21 protein-coding genes and 1 pseudogene are annotated in these 23,024 nt (G+C 56.9%); 14 read left to right on the top strand and 8 right to left on the bottom strand.

Translation table 11 applies throughout. From position 1 onward, the window contains the following. Window positions 1-42 precede the first annotated feature (42 nt). Entirely contained in the window at window positions 43-969 is a 927-nt protein-coding gene (locus AC2A6O_RS15935) for a LysR family transcriptional regulator (protein ID WP_148587625.1), read from the bottom strand. 101 nt (window positions 970-1,070) lie between these two features. On the opposite strand from AC2A6O_RS15935, the gene speB reads away from it, so the two are divergent. From speB to AC2A6O_RS15915, 4 genes are all read left to right on the top strand, one after another. After that, window positions 1,071-2,036 carry an agmatinase gene (speB, locus tag AC2A6O_RS15930; protein WP_498928485.1) on the top strand — a complete coding sequence of 322 codons (966 nt, stop codon included), beginning with the start codon at window positions 1,071-1,073 and terminating at the stop codon, window positions 2,034-2,036. A 72-nt stretch (window positions 2,037-2,108) separates the two neighbouring features. Then, a complete protein-coding gene (locus AC2A6O_RS15925; protein ID WP_498928483.1) occupies window positions 2,109-3,086 on the top strand; it encodes an ABC transporter substrate-binding protein in 978 nt (325 codons plus the stop codon). 45 nt (window positions 3,087-3,131) lie between these two features. Further along, the gene (locus tag AC2A6O_RS15920; RefSeq protein WP_148587628.1) at window positions 3,132-3,926 is read left to right on the top strand and encodes an ABC transporter permease; all 795 of its coding nucleotides are present in this window, start codon (window positions 3,132-3,134) and stop codon (window positions 3,924-3,926) included. Between the two features lie 11 nt (window positions 3,927-3,937). After that, the gene (locus AC2A6O_RS15915; protein ID WP_148587629.1) at window positions 3,938-4,717 is read left to right on the top strand and encodes an ABC transporter ATP-binding protein; all 780 of its coding nucleotides are present in this window, start codon (window positions 3,938-3,940) and stop codon (window positions 4,715-4,717) included. Between the two features lie 160 nt (window positions 4,718-4,877). Here the strand turns inward: AC2A6O_RS15915 and AC2A6O_RS15910 are convergent, their stop codons facing one another. Then, window positions 4,878-5,507, bottom strand: a complete 630-nt coding sequence (locus AC2A6O_RS15910) for an FMN-dependent NADH-azoreductase (RefSeq protein ID WP_498928481.1) — start codon at window positions 5,505-5,507, stop codon at window positions 4,878-4,880. 475 nt (window positions 5,508-5,982) lie between these two features. Between AC2A6O_RS15910 and AC2A6O_RS15905 the strand changes: the two genes are divergently transcribed. The 7 genes from AC2A6O_RS15905 (at window position 5,983) to AC2A6O_RS15875 (ending at window position 10,192) form a co-directional block, all read left to right on the top strand. Beyond that, window positions 5,983-6,606, top strand: a complete 624-nt coding sequence (locus AC2A6O_RS15905; protein WP_498928479.1) for a CGNR zinc finger domain-containing protein — start codon at window positions 5,983-5,985, stop codon at window positions 6,604-6,606. A gap of 120 nt (window positions 6,607-6,726) precedes the next feature. After that, a complete protein-coding gene (locus AC2A6O_RS15900) occupies window positions 6,727-7,128 on the top strand; it encodes a hypothetical protein (protein ID WP_498928477.1) in 402 nt (133 codons plus the stop codon). After that, entirely contained in the window at window positions 7,125-7,937 is an 813-nt protein-coding gene (locus AC2A6O_RS15895; protein WP_498928475.1) for an RNA polymerase sigma factor, read from the top strand. The genes AC2A6O_RS15900 and AC2A6O_RS15895 overlap by 4 nt, the downstream gene beginning before the upstream one ends. Before the next feature lie 78 nt (window positions 7,938-8,015). Beyond that, a complete protein-coding gene (locus tag AC2A6O_RS15890) occupies window positions 8,016-8,207 on the top strand; it encodes a hypothetical protein (RefSeq protein WP_498928473.1) in 192 nt (63 codons plus the stop codon). Window positions 8,208-8,260: 53 nt separating this feature from the next. Then, window positions 8,261-8,611 (top strand): BA14K family protein, encoded by a 351-nt coding sequence (locus AC2A6O_RS15885; protein WP_498928471.1) that lies wholly within the window; start codon window positions 8,261-8,263, stop codon window positions 8,609-8,611. A gap of 192 nt (window positions 8,612-8,803) precedes the next feature. Then, on the top strand, window positions 8,804-9,136 hold the full coding sequence (locus tag AC2A6O_RS15880; RefSeq protein WP_498928469.1) for a BA14K family protein: 333 nt from the start codon (window positions 8,804-8,806) through the stop codon (window positions 9,134-9,136). Between the two features lie 543 nt (window positions 9,137-9,679). Continuing rightward, window positions 9,680-10,192 carry an invasion associated locus B family protein gene (locus AC2A6O_RS15875; protein ID WP_498928467.1) on the top strand — a complete coding sequence of 171 codons (513 nt, stop codon included), beginning with the start codon at window positions 9,680-9,682 and terminating at the stop codon, window positions 10,190-10,192. Window positions 10,193-10,760: 568 nt separating this feature from the next. Here AC2A6O_RS15875 and AC2A6O_RS15870 read toward each other — a convergent pair. Further along, a pseudogene (locus tag AC2A6O_RS15870) lies at window positions 10,761-11,319 on the bottom strand (transposase family protein); the annotation flags it as partial. Between the two features lie 88 nt (window positions 11,320-11,407). Continuing rightward, the gene (locus AC2A6O_RS15865) at window positions 11,408-11,635 is read right to left on the bottom strand and encodes a hypothetical protein (RefSeq protein WP_498928465.1); all 228 of its coding nucleotides are present in this window, start codon (window positions 11,633-11,635) and stop codon (window positions 11,408-11,410) included. A 277-nt stretch (window positions 11,636-11,912) separates the two neighbouring features. Between AC2A6O_RS15865 and AC2A6O_RS15860 the strand changes: the two genes are divergently transcribed. The 3 genes from AC2A6O_RS15860 to AC2A6O_RS15850 all read left to right on the top strand — a co-directional run bounded on the left by AC2A6O_RS15860 (window position 11,913) and on the right by AC2A6O_RS15850 (window position 17,670). Continuing rightward, window positions 11,913-14,969, top strand: coding sequence for an autotransporter outer membrane beta-barrel domain-containing protein (locus AC2A6O_RS15860; RefSeq protein ID WP_498928463.1), 3,057 nt, complete (start codon window positions 11,913-11,915; stop codon window positions 14,967-14,969). A gap of 181 nt (window positions 14,970-15,150) precedes the next feature. Then, complete coding sequence (locus AC2A6O_RS15855; protein WP_498928461.1) at window positions 15,151-16,254, top strand: TIGR03032 family protein; 1,104 nt, start codon at window positions 15,151-15,153, stop codon at window positions 16,252-16,254. A gap of 408 nt (window positions 16,255-16,662) precedes the next feature. Then, window positions 16,663-17,670 carry a helix-turn-helix domain-containing protein gene (locus AC2A6O_RS15850; protein WP_498928459.1) on the top strand — a complete coding sequence of 336 codons (1,008 nt, stop codon included), beginning with the start codon at window positions 16,663-16,665 and terminating at the stop codon, window positions 17,668-17,670. A gap of 259 nt (window positions 17,671-17,929) precedes the next feature. On the opposite strand, the gene AC2A6O_RS15845 is transcribed toward AC2A6O_RS15850, so the two are convergent. The 4 genes from AC2A6O_RS15845 to AC2A6O_RS15830 form a co-directional block, all read right to left on the bottom strand. Continuing rightward, window positions 17,930-18,877 carry a protein phosphatase 2C domain-containing protein gene (locus AC2A6O_RS15845; protein ID WP_498928457.1) on the bottom strand — a complete coding sequence of 316 codons (948 nt, stop codon included), beginning with the start codon at window positions 18,875-18,877 and terminating at the stop codon, window positions 17,930-17,932. A gap of 79 nt (window positions 18,878-18,956) precedes the next feature. After that, the gene (locus AC2A6O_RS15840; protein ID WP_498928455.1) at window positions 18,957-20,636 is read right to left on the bottom strand and encodes an ABC transporter permease; all 1,680 of its coding nucleotides are present in this window, start codon (window positions 20,634-20,636) and stop codon (window positions 18,957-18,959) included. Next, entirely contained in the window at window positions 20,633-21,715 is a 1,083-nt protein-coding gene (locus tag AC2A6O_RS15835) for an ABC transporter ATP-binding protein (RefSeq protein ID WP_148587645.1), read from the bottom strand. Before AC2A6O_RS15835 ends, AC2A6O_RS15840 begins: the two co-directional genes overlap by 4 nt. Window positions 21,716-21,822: 107 nt before the next feature. Continuing rightward, a complete protein-coding gene (locus AC2A6O_RS15830; RefSeq protein ID WP_498928744.1) occupies window positions 21,823-22,779 on the bottom strand; it encodes an ABC transporter substrate-binding protein in 957 nt (318 codons plus the stop codon). Window positions 22,780-23,024: the final 245 nt, after the last annotated feature.

The following is a 23,024-nucleotide window of genomic DNA, read 5'->3' as shown; positions in this document are numbered from 1 at the left end:
TGAGCCTTCTGCCGCCGAACGCCGGTAGCTTGTCGAAGACTGTCAGCGGTTCTTCCGGCGCGGCGCATGCATTTCCATGAGGCATGTACGGAAGATCTCGGCGACCTGAGACAGGGTGCTCACAGGGTAGTGGGCTACACACATGCCGATCTGGAAGCTGACGAGATCCGGACGGAGTGCACGCATCTCGCCGCGCTCAACCCATCTTTCCGCATACTGGCAGGGCAGGAAACTGACGAAACGGCCGCTCAGCACGAGATGCGCAAGCCCCTCCATGGAATAGGCGGTTGCCGTCGGCGGGTGGGCGAAGACGGAATTGTAGGCCGTGGCGATCGTATACCCCCTCCGGGCATAGGGAAGCGTCGAAATGCGCTCCAGCGTCACGCTTTTGGGCTCGGCGTGAAACAGCTCGTGACCGGAGCTGCAGAACAGGTTCTGCTCCTCGTGAAAAAGCGTTTCGAGCTGGAGAGCCGCATTCAGCGGCTGGTTCGCCACGATGGCAATCTCGATCTGTTTGTTGATCAGGGCGCTGCCGAGCTGGTTGGGCGAGAGCACCATGACCGTCGGATTGACATCCGGAACGCGATCGTTGAACAGCGCCAGTGTCTCCGATAGGCGGCATTTCGGGTTTTCCACCAGTGCATCCACGGCGCCGATCCTGAGTTCGCCGACGAGCCCGCCGCGCATGACGCCAACTTCCTTGCGAAAATTCTCCAGCGCTGCGAAGCACTTGATCGCCTCGGCGTAGATTTTCTGGCCTTGCTCCGTCAGGGAAAACCCGGAGCGGCCCCTGTGGCAAAGCTTCAGCCCGAGCCGGGTCTCGAGTGCGGCCATCTGGGCACTGATGGTGGAACGGGACAGGCCGAGTTCATCCTGCGCCGCGGTGAAGCCGTTGTGATCGACCACGGCCCGGAAGATGCGCAGCTGACGCAGATCGACATCGCTCAAGGGGGAAACGGATGAAACCATGATACGTTGAAATCTTCGGACGTTTACTCTTGTAATTCGATATTATTGGACGTGATGTTGCATGGCAACATAATCCGGTGACCCAATCAGCGGAGCCGTTCATGTCCGACTTTTTCCAGCCGATTTCCGGCTTCGACCTGCCCAGGTACGCCGGTGTCCCGACCTTCATGCGCCTGCCCCTGCTGGGCCTCGATGACGAGCGCATCGAAGAGGTCGACATCGGCATCGTCGGCGTTCCCTGGGACGGCGGCACAACGAACCGGCCGGGCACGCGCCACGGTCCGCGCCAGCTGCGCGATCTCTCCACGATGATCCGGCGCCTGCACCCGACCAGCGGCGCGGCGCCCTTCGAGATGCGCAATGTAGCCGATCTGGGCGACTCCCCCGTCAATCCGGCCGATGTCGCAGACGCATTGGAGCGGATCACCGGGTTCTATTCGAAACTGAAGCAGCGTGGCATCACGCCGCTCAGCGCCGGCGGCGACCACCTGGTATCCTACCCGATCCTGAAGGCGCTGGCCGCGGACGCGCCGGTCGGCATGATCCATTTCGATGCCCATACGGATCTCTTCGACAGTTATTTCGGCGGCTTCAAATACACTCACGGCACCCCGTTCCGCCGCGCGATCGAGGACGGCTATCTGGACCCGAAACGCGTGGTGCAGATCGGCATTCGTGGCTCCATGTATGACGACGAGGACATTGTCTGGGGCCTCGAACAGGGGGTCCGGATCATCCGCGTCGAGGAACTCGATGACCGGGGCCTCAATGAAGTCATGGCCGAGGCTCGTGCCATCGTGGGCGACAAGCCGACCTATGTCAGCTTCGATATCGACAGCATCGATCCGGCCTTCGCACCGGGAACCGGAACACCGGAAATCGGTGGCTTCACCACCCGCGAGGCCCAGCGGATGGTGCGGCTTCTGGACGGTCTCAACCTGATCGGCGCCGACCTCGTGGAGGTGTCGCCTCCCTTCGACACGTCCGGTGGAACGGCCTGGGTCGGCGTTTCCATCATGTTTGAACTGCTCTGCGTCCTTGCCGGGGCGCCGGGAACAAAGCGCTGAACCGGCGCAAGTCCGGTTTTCGCAACCAGAGACAACAAGAAAAAACATCAAACCTTTCAGGAGTTGAACAGCATGAACAGATACCTCTCCCGCTTCAGCGGCGTGGCTCTTGCCCTGTTTGCCGCTTTCTCCGTGTCGCCCGCCAGCGCTGCGGACAAGTTAACCGTCGCCCACTCGACGTGGGTCGGCTACGGCCCGCTCTATATCGCCAGAGACAAGGGGTTCTTCGAAGAAGAAGGGCTGGATGTCGATCTTCTGGTCATGGAAGACGTCAAGACGCGCATGCCGGCCCTTGCCGCTGGCCGCATCGACGTTGCCGTGACCACCATCGACACCGTCTTGACCTTCACGACGCCGAAGCGCCCGCTTGTCTATCTGTTTGCTCTCGACGACAGCGCGGGCGGCGATGGCATCGTCGCCAACAAGGACATCACCTCGGTCGCCGACCTCAAGGGCAAGTCCGTCGCCTACACCGAAGGCTCCGTTTCCCAGTTCTTCCTGAGCGTGCTCCTGAAAAACGAAGGTCTTACGCTTGCGGACATTGAAACCCAGAACATGACCGCCGGCGATGCCGGTGCCGCCTTCGTGGCCGGCCGGGTTGATGCAGCCGTCACCTGGGAACCGTGGCTGACCCGCGGCAAGGATACCGAGCATGGCACACTGCTGGTCGACAGTTCCTCGACCCCTGGCCTGATCACCGACGTTGCCGTCACGACGGAAAAAACACTGAGCGAGCGCAAGGACGACCTGAAGGCCTTCTACCGTGCCTGGGTAAAGGCTGTCGATTGGCAGAAGGAAAACGAGGCGGAAGCCGATGAGATCATGGCCAAGGGCGTTGGCGGATGGCTGAAGGACCCGGCGGTCTTTGCCGAAACCCGGGGCGGCATCGTTTTCTACGACGGTGACATGAACGCATCCTTCATGGATCCGGCGAACGAGGATGGCATCCTCGGCACCATCTCGGACGCGAAGGCCCTCGGCGAGGAAGCCGGCCTCTTCAAACTCGAGTCCGACCCGAAGTCGATGGTCGTCACAGACATCGTCCAGTAAGGCGTTTTCCGAAACATACCGACCCTTGTCAGCAGAGCAGGCACCATGAACACATCTTCGCTGTTTTCGCCGAAAACGGAAATTTCTCGAGGTCTTTACATCGGTCTGAGTATTTCCTCCGTCGTGGCGGTGCTGCTTGTGTGGTGCCTGCTCACTTACGGCGGCTACATGCCGCCGGACTTTCTGGCAACGCCCGTCGAAGTCCTGCGCGCCGGGGTAGAGCAGGTCGGCGACCTCTCTCTCTTCGGCCACATGGGCTCCAGCCTGACGGTCATCCTGTCCGGCTTCCTGCTGGCCTCGGTGCTGGCCGTGCCGCTCGGCATCCTGATGGGCAGCTTTCGCGCGGTTCAGGCGTTGCTTGAGCCGATCACCGGCTTCATGCGCTACATTCCGGTCTCCGCCCTGATCCCGCTTCTGATCCTCTGGGTCGGCATCGGCATCGAGCAGAAGGTGATGGTCATCTTCCTCGGCACCTTCTTCCAGCAGCTCATTCTGATCTCCGACGTGTCCGCGCGGGTCAGCAAGGATCTCATCGACTGTGCCTATACGCTCGGGGCAAGCCGCGGCCAGGTGGTCTGGCGCATCCTGCTGCCGGCCTGCATGCCGGGCGTCATGGATAATCTTCGCGTTACCATGGGCTGGGCCTGGACCTACCTGGTGGTGGCGGAACTCGTCGCGGCCAACAGCGGCCTTGGATACATGATCCTGAACGCCATGCGCGGCCTCTTTACCGACGTCATCCTGCTCGGGGTCTTCACCATCGGCATTCTCGGCCTGATGACCGATTTTCTCTTCAAGTGGCTGCGCCAGCGGCTGCTTCCCTGGTCCGCCGATTTTTGAGGTCCTGCGACATGAGTCTTCTCAGCATCCAAGACGTCACCGTGCGTTTCGAGCCCAAGGGCAAGCCCGTTGTACTCGCACTCGACAATGTGTCGCTCAATGTCGAGCACAACACCTTCTCCGTCATCGTCGGACCTTCGGGCTGCGGAAAGTCGACCCTTCTGCGGCTGGTCGCCGGGCTGGAAACGCCGACCAGCGGCCGGCTCGACCTTGATGGCAAACCAATCCTGGGTCCTTCGGCCGATCGCGGCATGGTGTTCCAGAGCTACACGCTGTTTCCCTGGCTGACAGTGCGCGAGAACGTCATGTTCGGCCCGAAGCTGAAAGGCCTGCCGAAGTCGGAATATGAGGACATCGCCGACAGGTTCATTGCCGCCGTCCATCTGAAGGGTTTCGAGAAATCCTATCCGAAAGAGCTTTCGGGTGGCATGCGCCAGCGCGTTGCGCTCGCCCGGGCGCTCGCCAACGATCCGCGCATTCTCCTGATGGACGAACCATTCGGCGCTCTCGACAGCCAGACCCGGCAGCTGATGCAGGAGCTGCTTCTGGAAATCTGGCAGGAGCAGCGCAAGACGGTGCTGTTCATTACCCACGATATCGACGAGGCCGTCTTCCTCGGCGACGAGGTGCATGTCATGTCCGCCCGCCCTGGCCGGTTCAAGAAGACCTTGTCCATCGACATCGGGCGCCCGCGCGGGATCGATGTTCTGACGTCGCCGGCGTTCATGGAATACAAGCGCGAGATCCTGTCGCTGATGCACGACGAAGCCCTGCGTGCGCAGATGGCCTGATCCCTCGTCTTCGAGCGCCCAGGCCCCGCATTTCCCAGAATTGCCGAGCGCGCTCGATTTCGCGATCAAGAAAGATAACCCGGTGCGCAGCGATTACACCGCCGCCCTGCAACGTGCTGCCGCCCCGGCGTCGTTGTGCGCCGGGGCGGAGCCTTTGTCATCAGGCCAGTTGCAGGTGAAGATCCTGTGCGCGCTCAAGCGCCTTCATCTGGTCTCCGGCCGGGTCCGCGGTCAGCAGTGAAGGCTGGAACCGGACGGTTTCGATCTGGCTCACGCCGATGAAGTCAAGCCACCAGCCCAGATAGGTCGAATGGTGATCGGTTCCGTATTTGGCGAGTGCCCCCGGAGCATAAACCCCTGAGGTATAGAAGACCCGCGCCGACTTGCCGCTCAGCAACCCGCTGTACCCCGCCTCGGGATCGAAGCCGAACAGCAGGCCGGGCTGGGTGATGATGTCGATATATTGCTTGAGCTTGTAGGGAATGCCGCCGTTCCACATCGGCACCGACAGCACATATTCATCCGCCTCTATGAATCGATTGGTGACGGCGACCACCTGGTCCCAGGCACTCTGGCGCGGCGCGTCCATATCGCCCACACCGAAGAAGGTCATCTTCGCCGCCGCCTTGTCGCCGTCGAACTCGGGCAGGTCAGCGTTCCACAGCTCGAGCCGGTCAATGGCAACATCCGGCTGGGCTGCCTGCCGCGCCGCAAGATAGGCCTCGGCAAGCTCGCCGGATTGGGACATTAGGCCGCGCGGCGATGCCGCGATATAGAGAATTTTGGTCATGGCGTCATTCCTTTCGTTTGGGGTCGGTTGGTTGAGGTCAGTTGGTTGAGGTCAGGGGGCAAAGACGTTGCCGATAGCCGCGCCGGTTATCGGGGCGCGGGTTTCCAGTGCGAAATGACCGGCATCGAAGATGCGCGTCTCGGCACCCGGCATCAGCCCGTGCAGGCAGATCACGCCGGCAGGGGTAAGGAGAGATCGCTGGCTGCCCAGGCAATCAACGTCCCGGGCAGTTCACGGGTCAGGTACGCCTTCCAAGAGGGGCAAGATGCGGCGGGGCGGCGGCTCGATGATGATCGGTTCATGCTGCACTATTGATAACCAGTCAAATACGTTTCAATGGTTATTAGCTAACCTTTGATTTCTATTTTTGACAGTTACTTTTTTGTGATGACGTTCGCGAATGTGTAACTGGTAAAATCTGGTAATAACGGTTATCAAAGACGATCGTACCGTTGCTATTGAGACGCAGGACCAGATGACACAGGACCCCAGACCGGCGCCGTTCCTCGTCGGAGAAAACCCCGCGCTGGATTTCCTGAACAGCGTCGCGAAGCCGCGATCCGAACGCTACGACTGGCTGGAGACCGGACCGGATCTGCTGGACTGGCTGGTCGCGACGGGGCTTGCCTCGGAGTTCGAGCTGGCCACCTTCCGCCAAGCGGCCACCGCGCCCGCGCTTGAAGACGCCCGGCAGGAGATCGTCGCCTTCCGCGACAGGTTCCGGCTCTTCATAGAAGAGGTCTGCGGCAGCCCGCTGACCGATGTGGGCCATCCCGTCATTGCCGAGATCAATACGACCCTCGCGCGCGGACCGCGTTTCCTGCAGATCGCACCTGCCGAGAAATCGGACGCCTCCACCGCGCAGCCCCTTACGCTGCTCGACAGGCACCCGCTGACCGAGCCGCGTGATCTGATCGTCAGGATCGCGTTTGCCGCCGCGCGCCTAATCGCCGAGGCGGATTTCCGCTATGTGCGCAATTGCGAAGGGCCGAGCTGCACGCTTTATTTCCTCGACATCAGCAAGAACCACAAGCGGCGCTGGTGCTCGATGGAGGTCTGCGGCAACAGGGCCAAGGCCGCCGCCTATCGCAAGCGTTGACCGGGCCGCGTACCCGGTCGCCAAATTTTCCAACTTTCTTTGTCACAGTCTCCCGCACCGCCGCCTCTTTCTTTACATGCGGCCGGAACTGGCCCGGCGCAGGTCACTGAGGACGACAAAATGAAAACCCACCACGTGCAATCCATCAGCATCGCGAAACCCCATTCGGAGGTGTTTGCCTATATCGCCAACCCCGAGAATTTGCCCAAATGGACCAACGCGTTCAAATCCGCCGACGCCGAAAGCGCCGAGCTGGTCACCCCGAACGGGGCCGTTCCCATCCGGCTGGAAACCCGCGCCTCCGCCGAACACGGGACGGTCGATTGGATTATGACCTTTCCCGATGGCTCAAAGGGGGCGGCCTATTCGCGGGTGACCGAAGATGTGAGCGACACGTCGATCTACTCCTTCGTTCTGATGGCACCGCCGGTACCTCTCGAAATGCTGGAGGGTGCACTGGAAGAACAGAAAAAGACCCTGGCCAAGGAACTGGTGTCCCTTCAGGCACGGCTTGAGGCATGATCATTCTCGATCCCGAACAGGTGAGCGCCGCGCGGCAAGGAGACCGCGCGGCGTTGGCATCGGTGGTGCAGTCCTTGCAGCGCCCGATCTACGGACTTGCCATGCGGATGCTTGCGCATCCCGCTGATGCCGAGGACGCCACGCAGGAAATTCTCATCAAGATCATCACCCACCTCGGCACAATCCGCGACGACCGGGCCGCCGGGGGATGGGCGCTAAAAGTCGCGTCCCGGCACCTTGTCGGGATGCGCAAGCGCAGCCGCGTGGAGGCCATGCGGATGAGTTTCAAGGATTTCGCCGACGATCTGGAAAGCGGGCTCGCCGCCCCCGACGACGACCAGACCGACAGCACCATCACGGCCATCGCAATCGAAGAGATCAAGATCGGCTGCACGCTGGCGATGCTGACCTGCCTTAATCGAAGCCTGCGCATTGCCTATGTGCTGGGTGACGTGTTCGAGATGTCCGACAGCGAGGCGGCAGAGGCGCTCGAGATCTCCGCCGCCGCATATCGGCAAAGGCTGAGCCGCGCCCGCAAGGCGGTCACCCGCTTCGTGCAGACCACTTGCGGCGTGGTGTCGCAAAACGCAGCATGTCGATGTGAAAAGCGCCTGACGGCGGCACAGGACAGCGGCCGGGTCACCCCGGGCGCTCCGGCGTTCGGGCTGGCGGCCCCGGCCACCGACATACCCAAACTGCGCCGCCAGATCAGAACATTGGAAGAGGGTCGGCGGACCGCCGCGCTGATGCGGTCGAACCCGTCCTTCCCGACCAATGTCGGCGATCTGATCATGGAAGTCATGAAATAACGCCCCAAACTTTGCGCGCCCCACAGCACTGACCGCCCACCGTGGCTGCGGTCGGCGCCAATTGTCGGGCAAAACCGTATGTCGACGACTGGGATGGCGTTTGCCGCTCCGACTGTTACGGCGCGGGCCGTGATGGAGAATGTCAGTGCCGAAAAGCTGAAACGCCTGCAGCAAGGCAGCGAAACTGACTATTTTTGGCTGAGTCTGACCGTTGAATTCAATACAATTTCTAAAAAATATTCAATAAAAATAGATACTTACCTCGACTGATTTCTGTGCGGTGTCGGTCGTCACAGGTCAAGGACCGGAATCTCACTTAGGTTTTGGTCATCGGCGAAAAACAACTGCCGGTGAAACCCAAGGAGATTGAAATGCTCAAAAAAGCGGTCCTCACGACCATCGCCGCAGTTGCTCTTGCGACAAGCGCATTCGGCTCTTCCGCGTTCGCTGGTGGTTATGGTTCCGGGAATAACCATGGCGGCTACGGTGGCCACAACAATTACAACGGCGGCTACAAGCACCAGCGCAGCTATGTCAATGGTCGCGACGGTAGCTGGAGGCAGCATGTTGACTGGTGCTACGGCCGTTACAACACCTACCGAGATTACGATAACAGCTACCAGCCCCATACCGGCCCTCGCCAGAGGTGTTTCTCCCCGTATTACAAGGGTTAAACGCGACCGATAACAGCCGTTGCGAAGCAATGGGCTTGGTCAGAGCCGTCGCCATGAGTGTCCTCTGGAGACTTTCAAATAGGTAGGGCAAGTCGAACTGCCCAGGCTCCGGAACTCTGCCAGCCCGTTGAAAGCGACAAAATCAATTTACCGAAGCAAATCAAGATTGTAGCAAACAAAAGGAATGTCAAAATGTTCAAGAAATCCATCATCACGGCCATGGCAATCACCGTCCTGGCCTCCGCGACTGCGCTAAGCGGTACTAATGCGGCCTTCGCCGGCGGGCATGGCCACGGTCATCATCACCGGCACGGCCACGGCCACGGTTTCGGGCACGGCCACGGTTTCGGGCATGGCCATCACTATAATAACAGGCTCATTATCAAGGTGCCTGGCGGTGTCAGCTGGGGGAAACATGTGTCCTGGTGCTACAACCGTTATCGTTCCTATCGCAAGGGGGACAATTCCTTCAAGCCGTACCACGGCCCTCGCCGGCAGTGCAGATCGCCGTTCTTTCACGGCTGAACAGACTGAACCCTCCCTGGTCAGTCAAACAAAACAAGGTCCAGCAAGACCAGCTTTCTTCACATCCCCTGGCGCCAGCGCCGGGGGTTTGTGGTTTTCAACGCCAGATACTCTTGCCAAAATTCCATGTCATGAACCCGGATATATCGCGAACAAACAGTCGGAGAACCGGACCGTAGCCTGGGAAGCCGGCGACATTATCGATACGGTCAGAAACCGGCCGATCACTTCAGTGTTGAACCTCCCGCACAAAACACGCTTGCTCCGAAACAGAGCAGAATTTATTTAAGGCGTTTACTTGAAATACTTTTAGGCGAACAGTGATGAGTGCCGCTATTCTTGGCGCGCAAAGTCTTGTCTGAGCGCGCAAAAGATAGACTTCAGTCTGTTCAATTTGTATTGAAACCCGTTAAAAAGTAGAGCGTTTCGAACTTTCCTTTCGGACTGGATCCAGGAATGCATTTCGCAAAAGCAAGTTTCGCAAAATTGCGCTCGATACTACGGAAACCGGCTTTGGTCTGGTCAACTCTAAAGTAATACACGATGAAAAAGCTGACAATTTTCCTGGCTGTGACACTTCTCCTTGGCTTGCCAACAGTGGGATCTGCCGCAGGCTTTCGAGCAGGACACAACGCGGCACAGTGGCAGTCGGAGTGTTTCGGTCCGACCCGTAACCCCCAAAGCCTTGTTTGCCGAGTAACCCAGGACATCCGCGAGGAAGGGAGCAATCGCCTCCTCTTCAAGCTCGGATTTGTCTACCCACCGCAACAAAAACCGGTGTTCAAGATAAAGTTTGCTTTAGACCTATTTCTAATTGGAAGACTCCAACTCTATATAGATGACGTACTTTTCCGTGAGTTCTTGATCGATTCATGTATTTCTGAAGGATGTTATCTGACGCCTCAGGATTCTAGTGAATTCGTTGATATGATGGAAGCAGGCGCCAAGGTGAGAATTGACTATACGATACTCAATTCCGCGGCTAACTCCGTTGACGTTCCGATGGACAATTTCGGTCAAACCATGAGCGCTCTGCGAACTTCCGCAAACCCATGATAGCCATTTCCAAGCCCAGCAACCCCTGTCGAGGCGATTAATGGCCGTCAGGCTGGCGATTGAAACAAAACACAAATTATTTCTACTCCGGGCCAAGAAGGTGAGGCACGGCACCTCAAATGCTCTCATAACCGCCTTCATTCAACTTCCAGTGCTCCGCGGGTCCCGCTCCGCGGAGCATTTCTTTACATTTGACACTTTCAGGCAACGAATACTTAAATGAGTTTCACTGGGTAGCAGTGGATTATTTCTCTTTGAGAAGAGAATGCGCAGGCAATCTTGTTCATTTTCGAATTTTTTCGAATGGGTTTGACGCAAGTATTAATTGGTTTCGTCGTGCCGAGATTCACTGATCACGCGGCAATTGTTGAACGCGGACGAGATGGCAATTTCCTTTAAAGACGAGCACTACCCGAAGAACTTCAGTACGTACGCAATCCTCTTTTATCAACACGACTCGGCAACGTATCAAAATCTCTAGAAAGCCTCGTAGAACGCAGCGCAAATGAAACTATCTATGCCGCGCGGTCGACACGTTCGGAACAACGCTGGACCTAATGCTGCCCAGGCGTCGGAAGTCATCAATGACATAAAGGACACGGAACCGTCGGCCGTCGATCAGGGCATCGGAGACGAGGTCGAGAGACCGATTGCGCGGCAGGGCACTCCTTCGCGGCGCCCGAAAAGAGGCGGTGATTGGCCGCTTGTCGCGCAGCAAACGGTGCGCCCGTTTCCGGCCGCCGCGTTTGCGCACTGTCAGACGCTCAGACAGGTAGATCCGGTAGACCTTCTTCCCGTTGGCCTCAAAGCCTTGGCGTTTCAGCAGGATGTGCTGCCGTCGATAACCAAACCTCCTGCGCTCTGACGCCAGTTCTCTGAGCCTCTGGCCTAGGTCAGCATCGTCGGACTTCGTGGCCCGATACCGGTAATCGCTCGGATCGATGCCGACAAGCCCGCAGGCACGTCGTTGCGAGTAGCCCCTGGTGTCGATTGGCCAGTTCACGGCACTCCTGCTTGAACCCGGCGTCAGAAGTTTTTCCAAGCATCTCGCGAAGCGTCGACACTTAGATCATCGGCTCCGTGAGTAATTTCTTCAGTTTTGCGCACTCTTCTTCAAGGTATTTCAGAGGAACAGTTCAATGTTTTTAAATATTCCTCGCGGCGCTATACACTTTTTGTTCTGATCGACAGTTTAATCTCTGCACGACAATCCAGTCATAATGAAATTTTTCTGAATTTTACTTTCAGCACGCTCACCGAAGAAATAAACAGGTATTCAGCCCCGGCATCTGATGGTTCTAAGATAAAACGATTTTCAGCTCCAAACATTTTCGAAATGCAAATAGCGAGTGGCATGTACTTTTGGGAACCTTCATTTTCTATTATTCGGCATATCGAATCGAGATCTTCGCCACCTTCCAGGTCACGGCGGCCATTTTTCATCACCGCAGCTTATCTCATTGCGCAAACTCTTGTCTGTGAGTGCAAATCACCGCCGGAGATATGGCGGACATGTGGGGAATTCTACTAATCAGAATGCAACTGGGCGCATGTCTTTGGCTGACCGGAGTGGGTCATCTCGTAGGCGAGCCCCGTCTGAAACAACGCAATCAGATTAAAGGTTCCGACGATGGTTTGGCAGAAGCCTTCACATCTATTGAGATCTCCGGAAAATGCACGTCGATCACACGGATCGAAAGGAGCCCGCCGTCGCGCGGTCTTGCTTGGGTCGTCCGCTCTGGTCGGCGCAGGCCTTGTGTTTGGCCCGGTTCCGGCAGCCCAGGCAGCGTGCGAGAACAACGGCGTGGTGGTCGATCCGGCGGATCCCCTCGTAAACGGAAGCAATCTGGCTTGCGACGATATCGTTATCAACGATACGATTACCGCCAATGATCCTAATGTGAGTGTCACCCTTGGCGATGGCGACAATGCCAACGGGGAGGCGGTGCTGGACATCGATGACGGCGATGGTGTCACGATAGCCGGTGACAGCTCGGTCACGGTCAATGCTGATGGGCCCATCACGGCAGACGCAGATGAAGAAGATGACGGTATTCATGCTGAAGGCGACAACAACACCGTAACGCTGAATGGTGGATCGATTAAAGCTGGCGACGAGGGTATTTATGCCGATGGCGACGGCAACACGGTGACCGTGAATATCGGAGCCATAGTGGCTGATGACGATCCAATCGATATTTACGGCGACAACAACACGGTGACCATCAACGGCGGGACCATTGAAGCTGGCGATGACGGCATTGAGTCGGAGGGCAAAAACAACGCCATTACAATCAACGGCGGGACCATCTCGGCGGACGACTACGGTATTTATGCCGGTGGCGACGGCAACACGGTAACCATCAACGGCGGGACCATTGAAGCTGGCGATGACGGCATTGCGTCGTATGGCAAAAACAACGCCATTACAATCAACAGCGGGACCGTCTCGACGGACGACGGCGGGATTTATGCCGGTGGCGACGACAACACGGTAACCATCAACGGCGGGACCATCTCGGCGGGCTACGACGGGATTGCTGCCGATGGCGACGGCAACACGGTGACCGTAAATAGCGGGTCCAATGAAGCTGGCGATGACGGCATTGCGTCGTATGGCGACAACAACGCCATTACAATCAACGGCGGGACCATCTCGGCGGGCGACGACGGTATTTATGCCTATGGCGACGGCAACACGGTGACCGTGAATAACGGAACCATAGTGGCTGATGACGATCCAATCGATATTAACGGCGACAACAACGCGGTGACCGTCAATGGCGGGACCATTGAAGCTGGCAGTGACGGCATTGAGTCGGATGGCAACAGCAACACGATTACCGTCAGCGGCGGGACCATTGAAGCTGGTGATGACGGTATCAACATAAATGACACCTCCGGTATCGGCGGCAACACGGTGACTATCAGCGGCGGTACGATAACGGCTGCCGACAACGTTTTCGAAATCAATTCGATAGGTGGAACCAACACGTTCAACCTGTCGACGGATGCGACGGTGTCAGGCGACTTCCTGGCTTTCGACGGCACGACCGCCAATTTCAATCTCGTCGGCACCGGTGACAGCACCCTCGACGGCGATATTGAAGGCTTTACCCTTCTGTCCAAGGAAGACAGCGGTATTTTCCGTCTGAATGGAGCGATCACGCAACCTCTCCCGATCGCGATCAACGGCGGCACACTGGCGATCAACGGGGATGCGTCGGGCGGGGAGGTGACCGTCAACTCCGGGACGCGGTTGCAGGGCGTCGGAACCGTCGGAACAGCGGATATCCTTGACGGCGGTACGCTCGGCGCGGGCAATTCAATCGGTACTTTTGCCGTCGCCCAGGACCTGACCTTCGACGCCGGCTCTTCCCTGGAAGTGGAACTGGAAGACACGGGGAATGTCGACCTGGTGACGGCAGGCAACGACGTCACCATCAACGGCGGAACTGTTAAAGTTCTGACCAGTTGGACGGGGTCTGGCTCCAGCGCCTTCGTTCCGGGCGCTGAGTTCACCCTCCTGACCGCAGGCAATGCGGTGACCGGGTCATTCGACAAGCTGCTCCTTGCCCAGGATTTCGCCTTTCTGGATGGAGCATTGATCACCAACCCGAAGGACGTGGTTCTGACCATTCAGCGCAACAACGTCGCCTTTGCAGATCTTGCTGAGACCAAGAACCAGAAAGCCGCTGCGGCGGCAGCTGAAAGCGCCGGACAAGGAAACGAGATCTTCGACGCGGTCATTGGCATCAGCGAAGATCAGGCGCCAACCCTGTTCAACTTCCTGACAGGCGAGGTTCATGCATCGACACAAGGCATTCTGCTGCAGGAAGGCATCGGCAACCGCAACCGGATCATGTCGCATCTGCGCGATAGCTTGAAAACTGACGCGCAATCGCAGGGCGACATTGCCACTCACGGCAACAATCCGGGGCCATCCGGCTACAGGCTCGCATCATGGGGGCAGGTCTATGGGTCCTTTGTCGACCTGGACAGCGATGGCAATGCGGTCGGATCCGAAGCCTCGACCGGCGGCCTCATCGTGGGCGCGGGCACAACGGTCGGCTACGGTGTGCATGCGGGCCTGTTTGGCGGCTTCAGTCGCACAGATATCAAGGCCGACGATATTGCCTCCACTGCGAATGTGGAAAGCTACCTGATCGGGGCGTATGCGGGCCGCGAATACGGCGATTTCCGGGTACTGGGCGGTGCCAGCTACAGCTTGAGCGATATCTCCACCGACCGGACGGTGAATGCCGGTTCACTGAATGAGCGACTGCAGGCGGACTACAACTCTCATACGTTCCAGGCATTTGCGGAGACCGGTTACCGGTTCGAGAACGCCTTTGCAGCTTTGGAGCCATTTGCCGGTCTGTCCCACATCGCGGTTCTGAGCGACGGATTCACGGAAAAAGGTGGCATCGCTGCGCTGACGTCTCCGAGCCAGACGCAGAATGTCACCTATACCAGCCTCGGTTTGCGTGTTGAAAAAGAGTTCCAGCTCGAAAGCACAAAAGGCAAGCTGCACAGCTATGCATCCTGGCAACATGCGTTCGGCGACACGACGACAAGCCTGGAACAAGCCTTTGTGTCGGGTGGCAATCCGTTCACAATACATGGTGCACCAATTGCGGAGGACGCTCTGGTGGTTGGTGCTGGGCTGGAGTTGCAGGCCAGCAGCCAGGTGAGCATCGGCCTCAACTACGGCGGCCAGTTCGCTGACGGAAACTCCGAGAACACGGTCTCCGGGCGCTTCAACGTCAGGTTCTGATCGCAGACCTGTTGCCGGTCGGAAGCGTTCAAACAAGGACAGCTTCCGGCCGGCGCACGCTATGCAGGTGTGGCCCCATAAACAGAGGCAGAAAACCAGTTGGCTTGCAAAGACGCCGCGTTGTTGCAATTACATTCTAACCTGTTGAAGAACAACAAGATTGAGCCGCAGGTCCTTTCGGATGAATCAAACCAGCGTTGAAAGCAATTCCGGACCTATCGTTGCTGGTGATACGGTGACGGAAAAACCTCAGAACCCGTTCACTTTGACCCTGTCGAACGGATTCTCCGCCTGGATGGAGAAGCGCCGGATATCGCTCGCGTTTACCACTTACACTGTCGGAAAGATTGTCCTGATTGGTCCCGGCGTCGGTGGACGCTTCGTTGTGAACGAGAGAAATTTCGGGAACGCGATGGCTATGAGGCCGACACCATCTGGCTTCTATCTCTCAACCCAATATGCCGTATGGAGATTTGAAAACGGCCTTACTCTTGGCCAGTCCTTGAACGGATGGGACAGGATATACATGCCCCGCAGTTGCAATGTGACGGGTAACGTCGATATCCACGACCTGCACGTCGACCGCCAGGGACGTCTTCTTGCTGCAGTGACAAAGTACAATTGCCTCGCGGAACTCGACCAACGAGGAAGTTTTTCACCGATTTGGCGGCCTTCCTTCATCGATCAAATCGTGAATCAGGACCGGTGCCATTTTAACGGGTTTTGCCTCGAAGACGGTGAAGCTGCCTATGCCAGTATCGTGGGGCCTGGCAACATCAAGGATGGATGGCGAGATCACCGCGCAGACGGTGGACAGATCGTCGATATTCGAACCAACCAGATCGTGGCAGATGGTTTGTCGATGCCACACACCCCACGCTTGTATCAGGATGAATTGTACCTCCTCGAGGCCGGGTCAGGTTGGTTTGGCAGGGTTGACCGAACTTCCGGGCAGTTCGAGCGATTGGTATGGTGTCCGGGCTTCTTGAGAGGTCTGACCTTTTATGAAGGTCACGCCATTGTTGCTCTTTCCAAACCTCGAAACAAAGTGTTCTCAGGATTACCCTTGGACTCTGAACTCTGCGCTCGTAATCAGCAGGCTGAGTGTGCCATTTACATAATCTCGCTTGCGGACAATAAGGTAAAACACAAAATTAGCATCGTAGGTTCTGTTGAGGAACTTTATGACGTTGCAATTTTGCCCGGAACTACTCACCCAATGTTGGTAGGACTTGAGGGCGAAGAAATCAGCAAGTACGTTACACTTGGACCAGATAGCTCGTAACATGGTCTTGTCGCAAGTTTCGTCGGTAGGCGAGCTTCTCGCGATTTGGGAGCAATTTCCAGGCTTTGCTGATTTTTTCAATCCCGAAGATCGCCGCAAGCAGGTCGCTCTGTTCGCGGGAGCCCTAGTCGCCGGCAAAGCCGAAGCCTTTCTTCAGCCAGAAATGGCCGCTTCGGCTTGTCGACAATGGCAGTAGAAAACATGACGCAAAACTCCTGTGTGCAGGAGCGCTCTTTCAACAACCACATCACAAGAGACGTTTAATTCAAAAATACTTGCGACAGGCCCAAATTGCCTGTGCGTCGCGTCACAGGCTGCCCGATTAAAAGCCTCTACAGTTTATCGGTGAACCCAGTGGTTTGAGTAAGAAATCAAACGGTGAAGCAAATATCCCGTTGCGAGAGAAAAATGCAATCTGAGTATAAAAATAATATTAGCACTCAAGATTTAGAAAAAAGGGATCAGTTCGATTTCTTTTCGCAAACTGTAACTAACTTCTATTCCTTGTCTCCAGTAAAACCCATTGAAGACGGATACGAAGTTAATGTCAAAGCCATGGACTTTAGAGGTTTCAGCCTCGTTCATTGGAACATGGATCCAGTTGATTTTCACCATACCAAAAATCATCTCGCGCTCAACGGTCTAGACCATTGGATTCTCACCCTCGTTTTGAAAGGGCGCATTGACAGTGTATCCGGGGGCGATTTCGTACAGGAAAAGCAGGGAGATTTAACAGTTAAGTCATTCGGGAAGACATTTTCCGGTGTAATGAGAAAGAATGAACTTATTTCCTTCTATTTAAGTAGAAATGAGTTTCAGGACATTGCTGCCGGACTCGACGCCCTTACGAACAAAAAGATTTGCTCAACACTTACGCCACTTGTTACGTATTTCATGAAATCGACAGCGAAGATTGATGAAAACTTGACATCAAGTCAGATAGAAGCAGTCCGGAAATCGTTTTCCATTCTAATACGGGCTGCAATTCAGGAAACGCCCGATCTCGTTTCAGAAGCCGATCCGGCGATTAATGTACTGAAGTTCAATATTGTGAAAGATTTCATCAAAAACAATATTGGCAATAGAGGCCTTAACACCGAATTTATTTCTGAAAATTTGAAAATCTCCAAGAGATCCCTTCAATACTTATTCAAAGAGAGGGGTGGAGTTTCTGCTTATATTAAATCTTCTCGTCTCGAATATTGCTATCGAGCATTGATGGACTCGTCCGATAAGCGATTGGTCAGCACCATCGCAAATGACGCCGGTTTCACTAGCCCAGCCTTGTTTAGCAGGCAATTTAAAGAAATTTACGGATTTACTCCAACCGAAATGAGAAATGAAAAAATAACTTCCAGTTCAGGAATTACTTTCTCAGGAGATTCTTTTCTGGATCTACTTCTTCGTAGCAAGTAATTTTCAAAACCTTCCATCATCCTGTGGTCAGACACGGTCCGCTATACGATCCTGGAAAGATGATGTCCGGCTGTGAAACTTGCCGACAAGCCGCAAAAAAACTTGCTTATCCTCTCGCCGATTGGTGCGTCCTTACCGCAGCGACTTCAGCAGGCGAGGGGGCCTGGTAATGGTGCGTCAAGAGGGGAGGGGGACCGGACGCGGCAGTCTTCCGAGGGGCCAGACTTCAGCAAAAACCTGACCGACAGCGTATTGATATCTAAAAACTGATCGAGATCACCGTGCGGTCGTCACAGGTTTCAAGGGAGGTCGAGCCTTTCACTGCCGGGAAAAGCCCCGTCTTGTGAAAGTCCTCCTGTTCCACCCGGGCGAACTCAGCCTCCCAGTCGGAACAGGTGGTGCCGCTCTCGGGAATGGACACATAGCCGTCGGAAAAAATTTCGATCGTTCTGATTTCGCTGACCGGCAGACGCAGGTCCGTCATCCCGTCACCCTGGATCTCTCCGCCGTTCAAAGAGGCATAGCCGAGATCGTGACGGGCATTGGCGTAGTGGAACTGGGACCGGATACCCCCGAGCAGAAACTCCGAGACCAGGCCGCGGTCCAGCCCGGAAACCCGGGTTGCGGCTTCCATGGCATCTTCTGCCTCCTCTCGGGTCAGGCGCCCTTCATCAATGGAAGCGGCAAGACCGAGGAAGATCGTGCGACGGGTAGCGTATTCGGCGTCGTCCGCCGCGCTCATACGGGCCGTCAGCGACTTGAAGACGGAGATCCGGGCGGCGGTGCTGACCGTGTCGATGATCTTGTGGTGCTGAAAGACGGACTTGCCGTTGATGCGGATACCGCTGTCGCCCAGAGCCAGAATGCGAACGGTGTCCTTGCCCTTCACAGCAATTGCCGCGGTCGTGGAAGGCGGATGCGTCGCGCGGCAGTCCGCAGCGGCGGATTTGACCGCATCACTGATGGCCTGGAAGATCGAAGCTGCACTGTCCCGTTCCAGTGCGTTCTTCGCCCGCAGCCCGGAAATGCAGCGGGCAGCGGCACGGGCGGCAATCCGGCCCGAGCTTTCACCCTGATAGTCCGCACCGGTGGGATCCGTCGCGCCGTCAAAGACGGCAAGCACCTGATCCGGCTCAATCAAAATCAAATCGTCGCCCGGCCGGTTGCCGGTCTTGTATTTTGAACGCGAGATCGCCTCGATGTTCATGGACGTTCCTTCAAGACATATGAAACCCGCCCGGTGCCCTGCACCAGACAAAACGCTGGGTTAAGAAAAGCCTTCGTGATCACACGAAGGCAGATTCCTTGCTTTCCGAGAGGCGGAAGACGGCAAACACGCACAGGCCGGTGCTGACTAGCAGCACAGTGGACAGGGCCGCTGCCGTTCCGAACTCTCCGTCGATCACCTGAATGTAGATCAGCACCGGCATGGTGATGGTCTTCGACGTGTAGAGGATCAGGGTCGAGGACAGTTCATTGATCGCGGTGATGAAACTCATCAGCGATCCGATGATCAATCCGGGCATCATCAGCGGCACGGTCACCGAGGTGAAGGTCTTGGCCGGCGACGCCCCCAGGTTGATGGCGGCTTCTTCGATCGACGGCTTGATCTGGCGCAGGATCGACGTCGTCGAGCGGACCCCGTATGGCAAGCGCCGGATGAAGACGATCAGGATGATGATAAGCGCGGTTCCGGTGATATCGAACGGCGGATGACGGAACGTCGCCACATAGCCGATCGCCATGACGATGCCCGGGATCAGGTAGGGAACCATAAGCAGAAGATCGAGAGACCCGGCAACAAAGTTGTCCCGCCGCACCACGATGAAGGACAGAAGGCCCGATACGATCGCAATCAGCACCACAGCTGCCAGTGCGAACAGGAAGCTGTTGGCAACCGCGGCCGGGGAATCCCGCAAAATACGCGCGTAGCTATCGAGGCCGAACCCTCCGGTGAAGACGGGGCCGTTCGTCTCCAGGAACGAGGTGTACACCACCGTGAAGGACGGCAGCATTGCAATGAAGACCACCAGATAACAAAAACCGTGCACCAGAGCGGACTTGGCAGGTGACATGGACTTCTTGACCGGTCTGCTCGTCATGGCGCCCGCATAGCGGCGCTTTGCCAGAATCCGTCGCTGAAGCAGCAATGCGCCCATGGAAATCGCGATCATGACCATGGAAATGGTGACTGCCATGGTCGGCGTTCCCGCCATTTCGGAGGTATACTGAGAGTAGGCGATGGTGGACAGGGTCCGCACCCCGTGCCCCAGGATGGCCGGCGTGCCGAAATCGGCAATCGACAGCACAAAGCAGATGATCGCTCCGGTGCTGACCGCCGGAAAGACCAACGGCAGGGTCACTTTCATGAAGCGCTCGAAAGTGGTGCAGCCGAGATTTTCGGCAGCATCTTCGAACGACTTGTTGATCGTGTTCAGCGCGTTTTCCGTCATCAGATAGATGTAGGGGAAGAACTTGAGGCTGAAGACGAGAACAATGCCGGGAATGCCGTAGATCGTCGGCACGTTGATGCCAAACTGCTCCAGGAAATTGGTCACGGCGCCGTTTGAACCGAAAAGCATGATCCAGGCGTAGGCACCGATGAAAGGCGGGGCGCAGAGCACAAGAACGGCGAATGTCGCGATCACCGCCCGCCCCCTGATGCGGTAACGCGAGGTGCAGAAGGCGAGGGGAACGCCGATCAGGCATGCACCGAGCATTCCCAGAAAACCGATCAGCAGCGTGTTCTGGAGGGCGGAGGTATAGTACCTGCGCGTAAACACCTGGATGTAATTGGTTATCCCGAGCTCTCCGGTCTTGGCGTCAAAGAAGCTGATGGCGAAGACGTTGAGGATCGGAAGAATGAGGAAAACCGCAAGCAGCAGGACGGCGAGGATGGTCACGATCGTCCAAAAGCCTGGCATGCGCAGTTTTCCGGACAAGGCATTGGCGGCAAGACTGGTCATGACAGGCGCGCTCCCGTGACGCCATCAGCGTAGAGCTGAACTTTGTCCGCAGGGAAGGCCAAAGTAACCTGATCATCCGGACGAAGCGCAAGAACGTCTGCGGAAGGAGCGGTGATGGCTTCGATCTCTTCTCCCGACGGCAAAACCGCGGCAACGGTCAATTCGCGGCCCGTGAAGCTCACTTGCCGAACCTTTGCTGTCAGCGTAACCGTTTCTGGTGTGATGCCGTCAGGATTGATCGAGATGAACTCCGGCCGGATCGCCGCGACCACGGTGTCTCCGGACGAAAGTTTGGCCGCCTGAGGCAGATTGACAGCCAGACCGGCAATGCTGGCACCTGAGGGCGAAAGCGTGAGGCCGAAAAAGTTGTTTGCCCCGACGAAAGATGCAACGAACCGGTTGGAAGGGTTGTTGTAGACCTCCAGGGGCGCGGCGGCCTGCTGGATAATTCCGCCATACATGACACAGACGATATCCGACATCGCCAGGGCTTCTTCCTGGTCGTGCGTCACGTAGACCGTGGTCATGTTCATGGACTGCTGAATGGAGCGGATTTCCCGGCGCAGATCGACGCGCAGCTTCGCGTCCAGATTGGAAAGAGGCTCATCCATCAGGAGAACCTTTGGATTGATGACAAGCGCCCGGGCAAGCCCTACGCGCTGCTGCTGACCGCCGGAGAGTTCGTGCGGCATGCGCGCTGCGTAGGGTGCGAGCTGCACCACTTCAAGGATCTTGGCGACCCGCTCGGCGATCGCGCGCTTGGCAACCTTGCGCTGTTTCAGGCCGAAGGCGATGTTGTCGTAGACACTGATATGGGGGAAGACCGCATAGTCCTGAAACACCATGCCGACATCACGCTTGTGGGCGGGCATGTGTTCGATAGCCTGCTCCTCCACACTGATGCCACCGCTGTCTTGCTGGTGAAACCCGGCAATCGTGCGCAGAAGGGTCGTCTTGCCGCAACCGCTCGGCCCGAGAAGCGTGAAGAATGATCCGGACGGGATCGAGATGTTGATGCCGGACAGGGCGAGGACATCGCCGTAGCTCTTGCGGATGTTCGAAATCTCGACAGCGGCCATGCAAAGGGACTCCGTTTGCCCGATACGGGCAATGATTTTGATTTTTGGGAAAAAGACGGGGAGTAGCCCTTGGCTGCCCCCCGTTCCAGGGAACCCCAGAGTCAGGGTTAGTTGAGATCGAGAAGCATGTCGTTCCAGGTCTCGAGCAGACGTGCGCGGTTATCCGCGGCCCAGGCAAAGTCGTACTCTGCGTCCGGAACCTGATCGAGAGGGATCAACTCTTCATTGGAGGCCACGTCCTGACGGATCGGACGGCGTCCGATCTTGGCGACGGCAGCCTGAGCATCCTTGGAGACGATGAAGTCGATAAAGGCCTTGCCGTTTTCAGCGTTCGGAGCCCCCTTCACCAGAGCCATTCCATCCGGTGCAATGGCGGTTCCTTCGCTCGGGTAGACGATCTTCACGTCTGCTCCACCCAGCTTGTAGCGCAGGGCTGCGTCTTCAAGTGTGATCCCGACAGCCTGCTCTCCATCATTGACGAACCGCGGCACGGCTCCGGAAGACGCAGACAGGACAGCATTGGACAAAATGCCCTCGTAGACCGCCCAACCCTCTTCTTCAGTCGGGAAGTCCTGCAGCACCGTAGCCAGCTGAATGTAGGCCGAGCCAGACTTGTCGGCGCGTGCCGAAGAGATCAACCCCTTATACTCAGGTTTTGCAAGATCAGCCCAGGAAGTCGGAACCGGCGCTCCGTCAAGGGCCTCTTCATTGACGATAAAGGCCGTCACGACCGCAGTGAACGGAACCCAGTTCTCGCTTGGCTTGAACTTGGGATTGATGGCCGCCGCTTCTTTCGGCTCATAGGGCTCGAACAGGTCGGCTGAGAAGTCGATGACGGTTCCGTCGACGCTCCAGATCACGTCACCGGCCGGCTTGTCGCTTTCGGCCTTCAGCCGGTTCATCAGCTCGCCAGACCCCGCCTTGATGACCTCAACCTTGGTGCCGGTTTCTTCTTCGAACATCGGCACAAGCTCATCCACGAGCTGTTGCGGCGCTGCGGAATAAACAACCACGGTGCCGTCTGCCAGGGCGTAGGACGTGGTGCCGAGGAGGGCGGCGGTCAGCGCAGCCGCGGTACGGAGTTTTCTGAAATTGCTCAATTTAGTCTCCCGTTACTGTTGGTTCCCTGCTCTCCATCCCGATCCGCTTGATTGTTTTTATGATTGCACGGATCTGCCGGACGAAAGGCTCCTAATAAGTTTTGTTACGTAACTAAATAAGTCAAGCCCATATTCACAGAACTGTCATAAAAGCTGTAATATTTTGATATTTATATATTTTTTCAATCGCCTGCACCGAGCCGAAGCTT

Source organism: Labrenzia sp. ATLA3 (assembly GCF_057180185.1).
This window is presented reverse-complemented; position numbering and strand designations above follow the sequence as displayed.

Bases quoted from the DNA above. Each gene is read 5' to 3' on its own strand.
- AC2A6O_RS15935 (WP_148587625.1), bottom strand. From the start codon at position 969: ATGGTTTCATCCGTTTCCCCCTTGAGCGATGTCGATCTGCGTCAGCTG.
- speB (WP_498928485.1), top strand. From the start codon at position 1,071: ATGTCCGACTTTTTCCAGCCGATTTCCGGCTTCGACCTGCCCAGGTAC.
- AC2A6O_RS15925 (WP_498928483.1), top strand. From the start codon at position 2,109: ATGAACAGATACCTCTCCCGCTTCAGCGGCGTGGCTCTTGCCCTGTTT.
- AC2A6O_RS15920 (WP_148587628.1), top strand. From the start codon at position 3,132: ATGAACACATCTTCGCTGTTTTCGCCGAAAACGGAAATTTCTCGAGGT.
- AC2A6O_RS15915 (WP_148587629.1), top strand. From the start codon at position 3,938: ATGAGTCTTCTCAGCATCCAAGACGTCACCGTGCGTTTCGAGCCCAAG.
- AC2A6O_RS15910 (WP_498928481.1), bottom strand. From the start codon at position 5,507: ATGACCAAAATTCTCTATATCGCGGCATCGCCGCGCGGCCTAATGTCC.
- AC2A6O_RS15905 (WP_498928479.1), top strand. From the start codon at position 5,983: ATGACACAGGACCCCAGACCGGCGCCGTTCCTCGTCGGAGAAAACCCC.
- AC2A6O_RS15900 (WP_498928477.1), top strand. From the start codon at position 6,727: ATGAAAACCCACCACGTGCAATCCATCAGCATCGCGAAACCCCATTCG.
- AC2A6O_RS15895 (WP_498928475.1), top strand. From the start codon at position 7,125: ATGATCATTCTCGATCCCGAACAGGTGAGCGCCGCGCGGCAAGGAGAC.
- AC2A6O_RS15890 (WP_498928473.1), top strand. From the start codon at position 8,016: ATGTCGACGACTGGGATGGCGTTTGCCGCTCCGACTGTTACGGCGCGG.
- AC2A6O_RS15880 (WP_498928469.1), top strand. From the start codon at position 8,804: ATGTTCAAGAAATCCATCATCACGGCCATGGCAATCACCGTCCTGGCC.
- AC2A6O_RS15875 (WP_498928467.1), top strand. From the start codon at position 9,680: ATGAAAAAGCTGACAATTTTCCTGGCTGTGACACTTCTCCTTGGCTTG.
- AC2A6O_RS15865 (WP_498928465.1), bottom strand. From the start codon at position 11,635: ATGAAAAATGGCCGCCGTGACCTGGAAGGTGGCGAAGATCTCGATTCG.
- AC2A6O_RS15855 (WP_498928461.1), top strand. From the start codon at position 15,151: ATGAATCAAACCAGCGTTGAAAGCAATTCCGGACCTATCGTTGCTGGT.
- AC2A6O_RS15850 (WP_498928459.1), top strand. From the start codon at position 16,663: ATGCAATCTGAGTATAAAAATAATATTAGCACTCAAGATTTAGAAAAA.
- AC2A6O_RS15845 (WP_498928457.1), bottom strand. From the start codon at position 18,877: ATGAACATCGAGGCGATCTCGCGTTCAAAATACAAGACCGGCAACCGG.
- AC2A6O_RS15840 (WP_498928455.1), bottom strand. From the start codon at position 20,636: ATGACCAGTCTTGCCGCCAATGCCTTGTCCGGAAAACTGCGCATGCCA.
- AC2A6O_RS15835 (WP_148587645.1), bottom strand. From the start codon at position 21,715: ATGGCCGCTGTCGAGATTTCGAACATCCGCAAGAGCTACGGCGATGTC.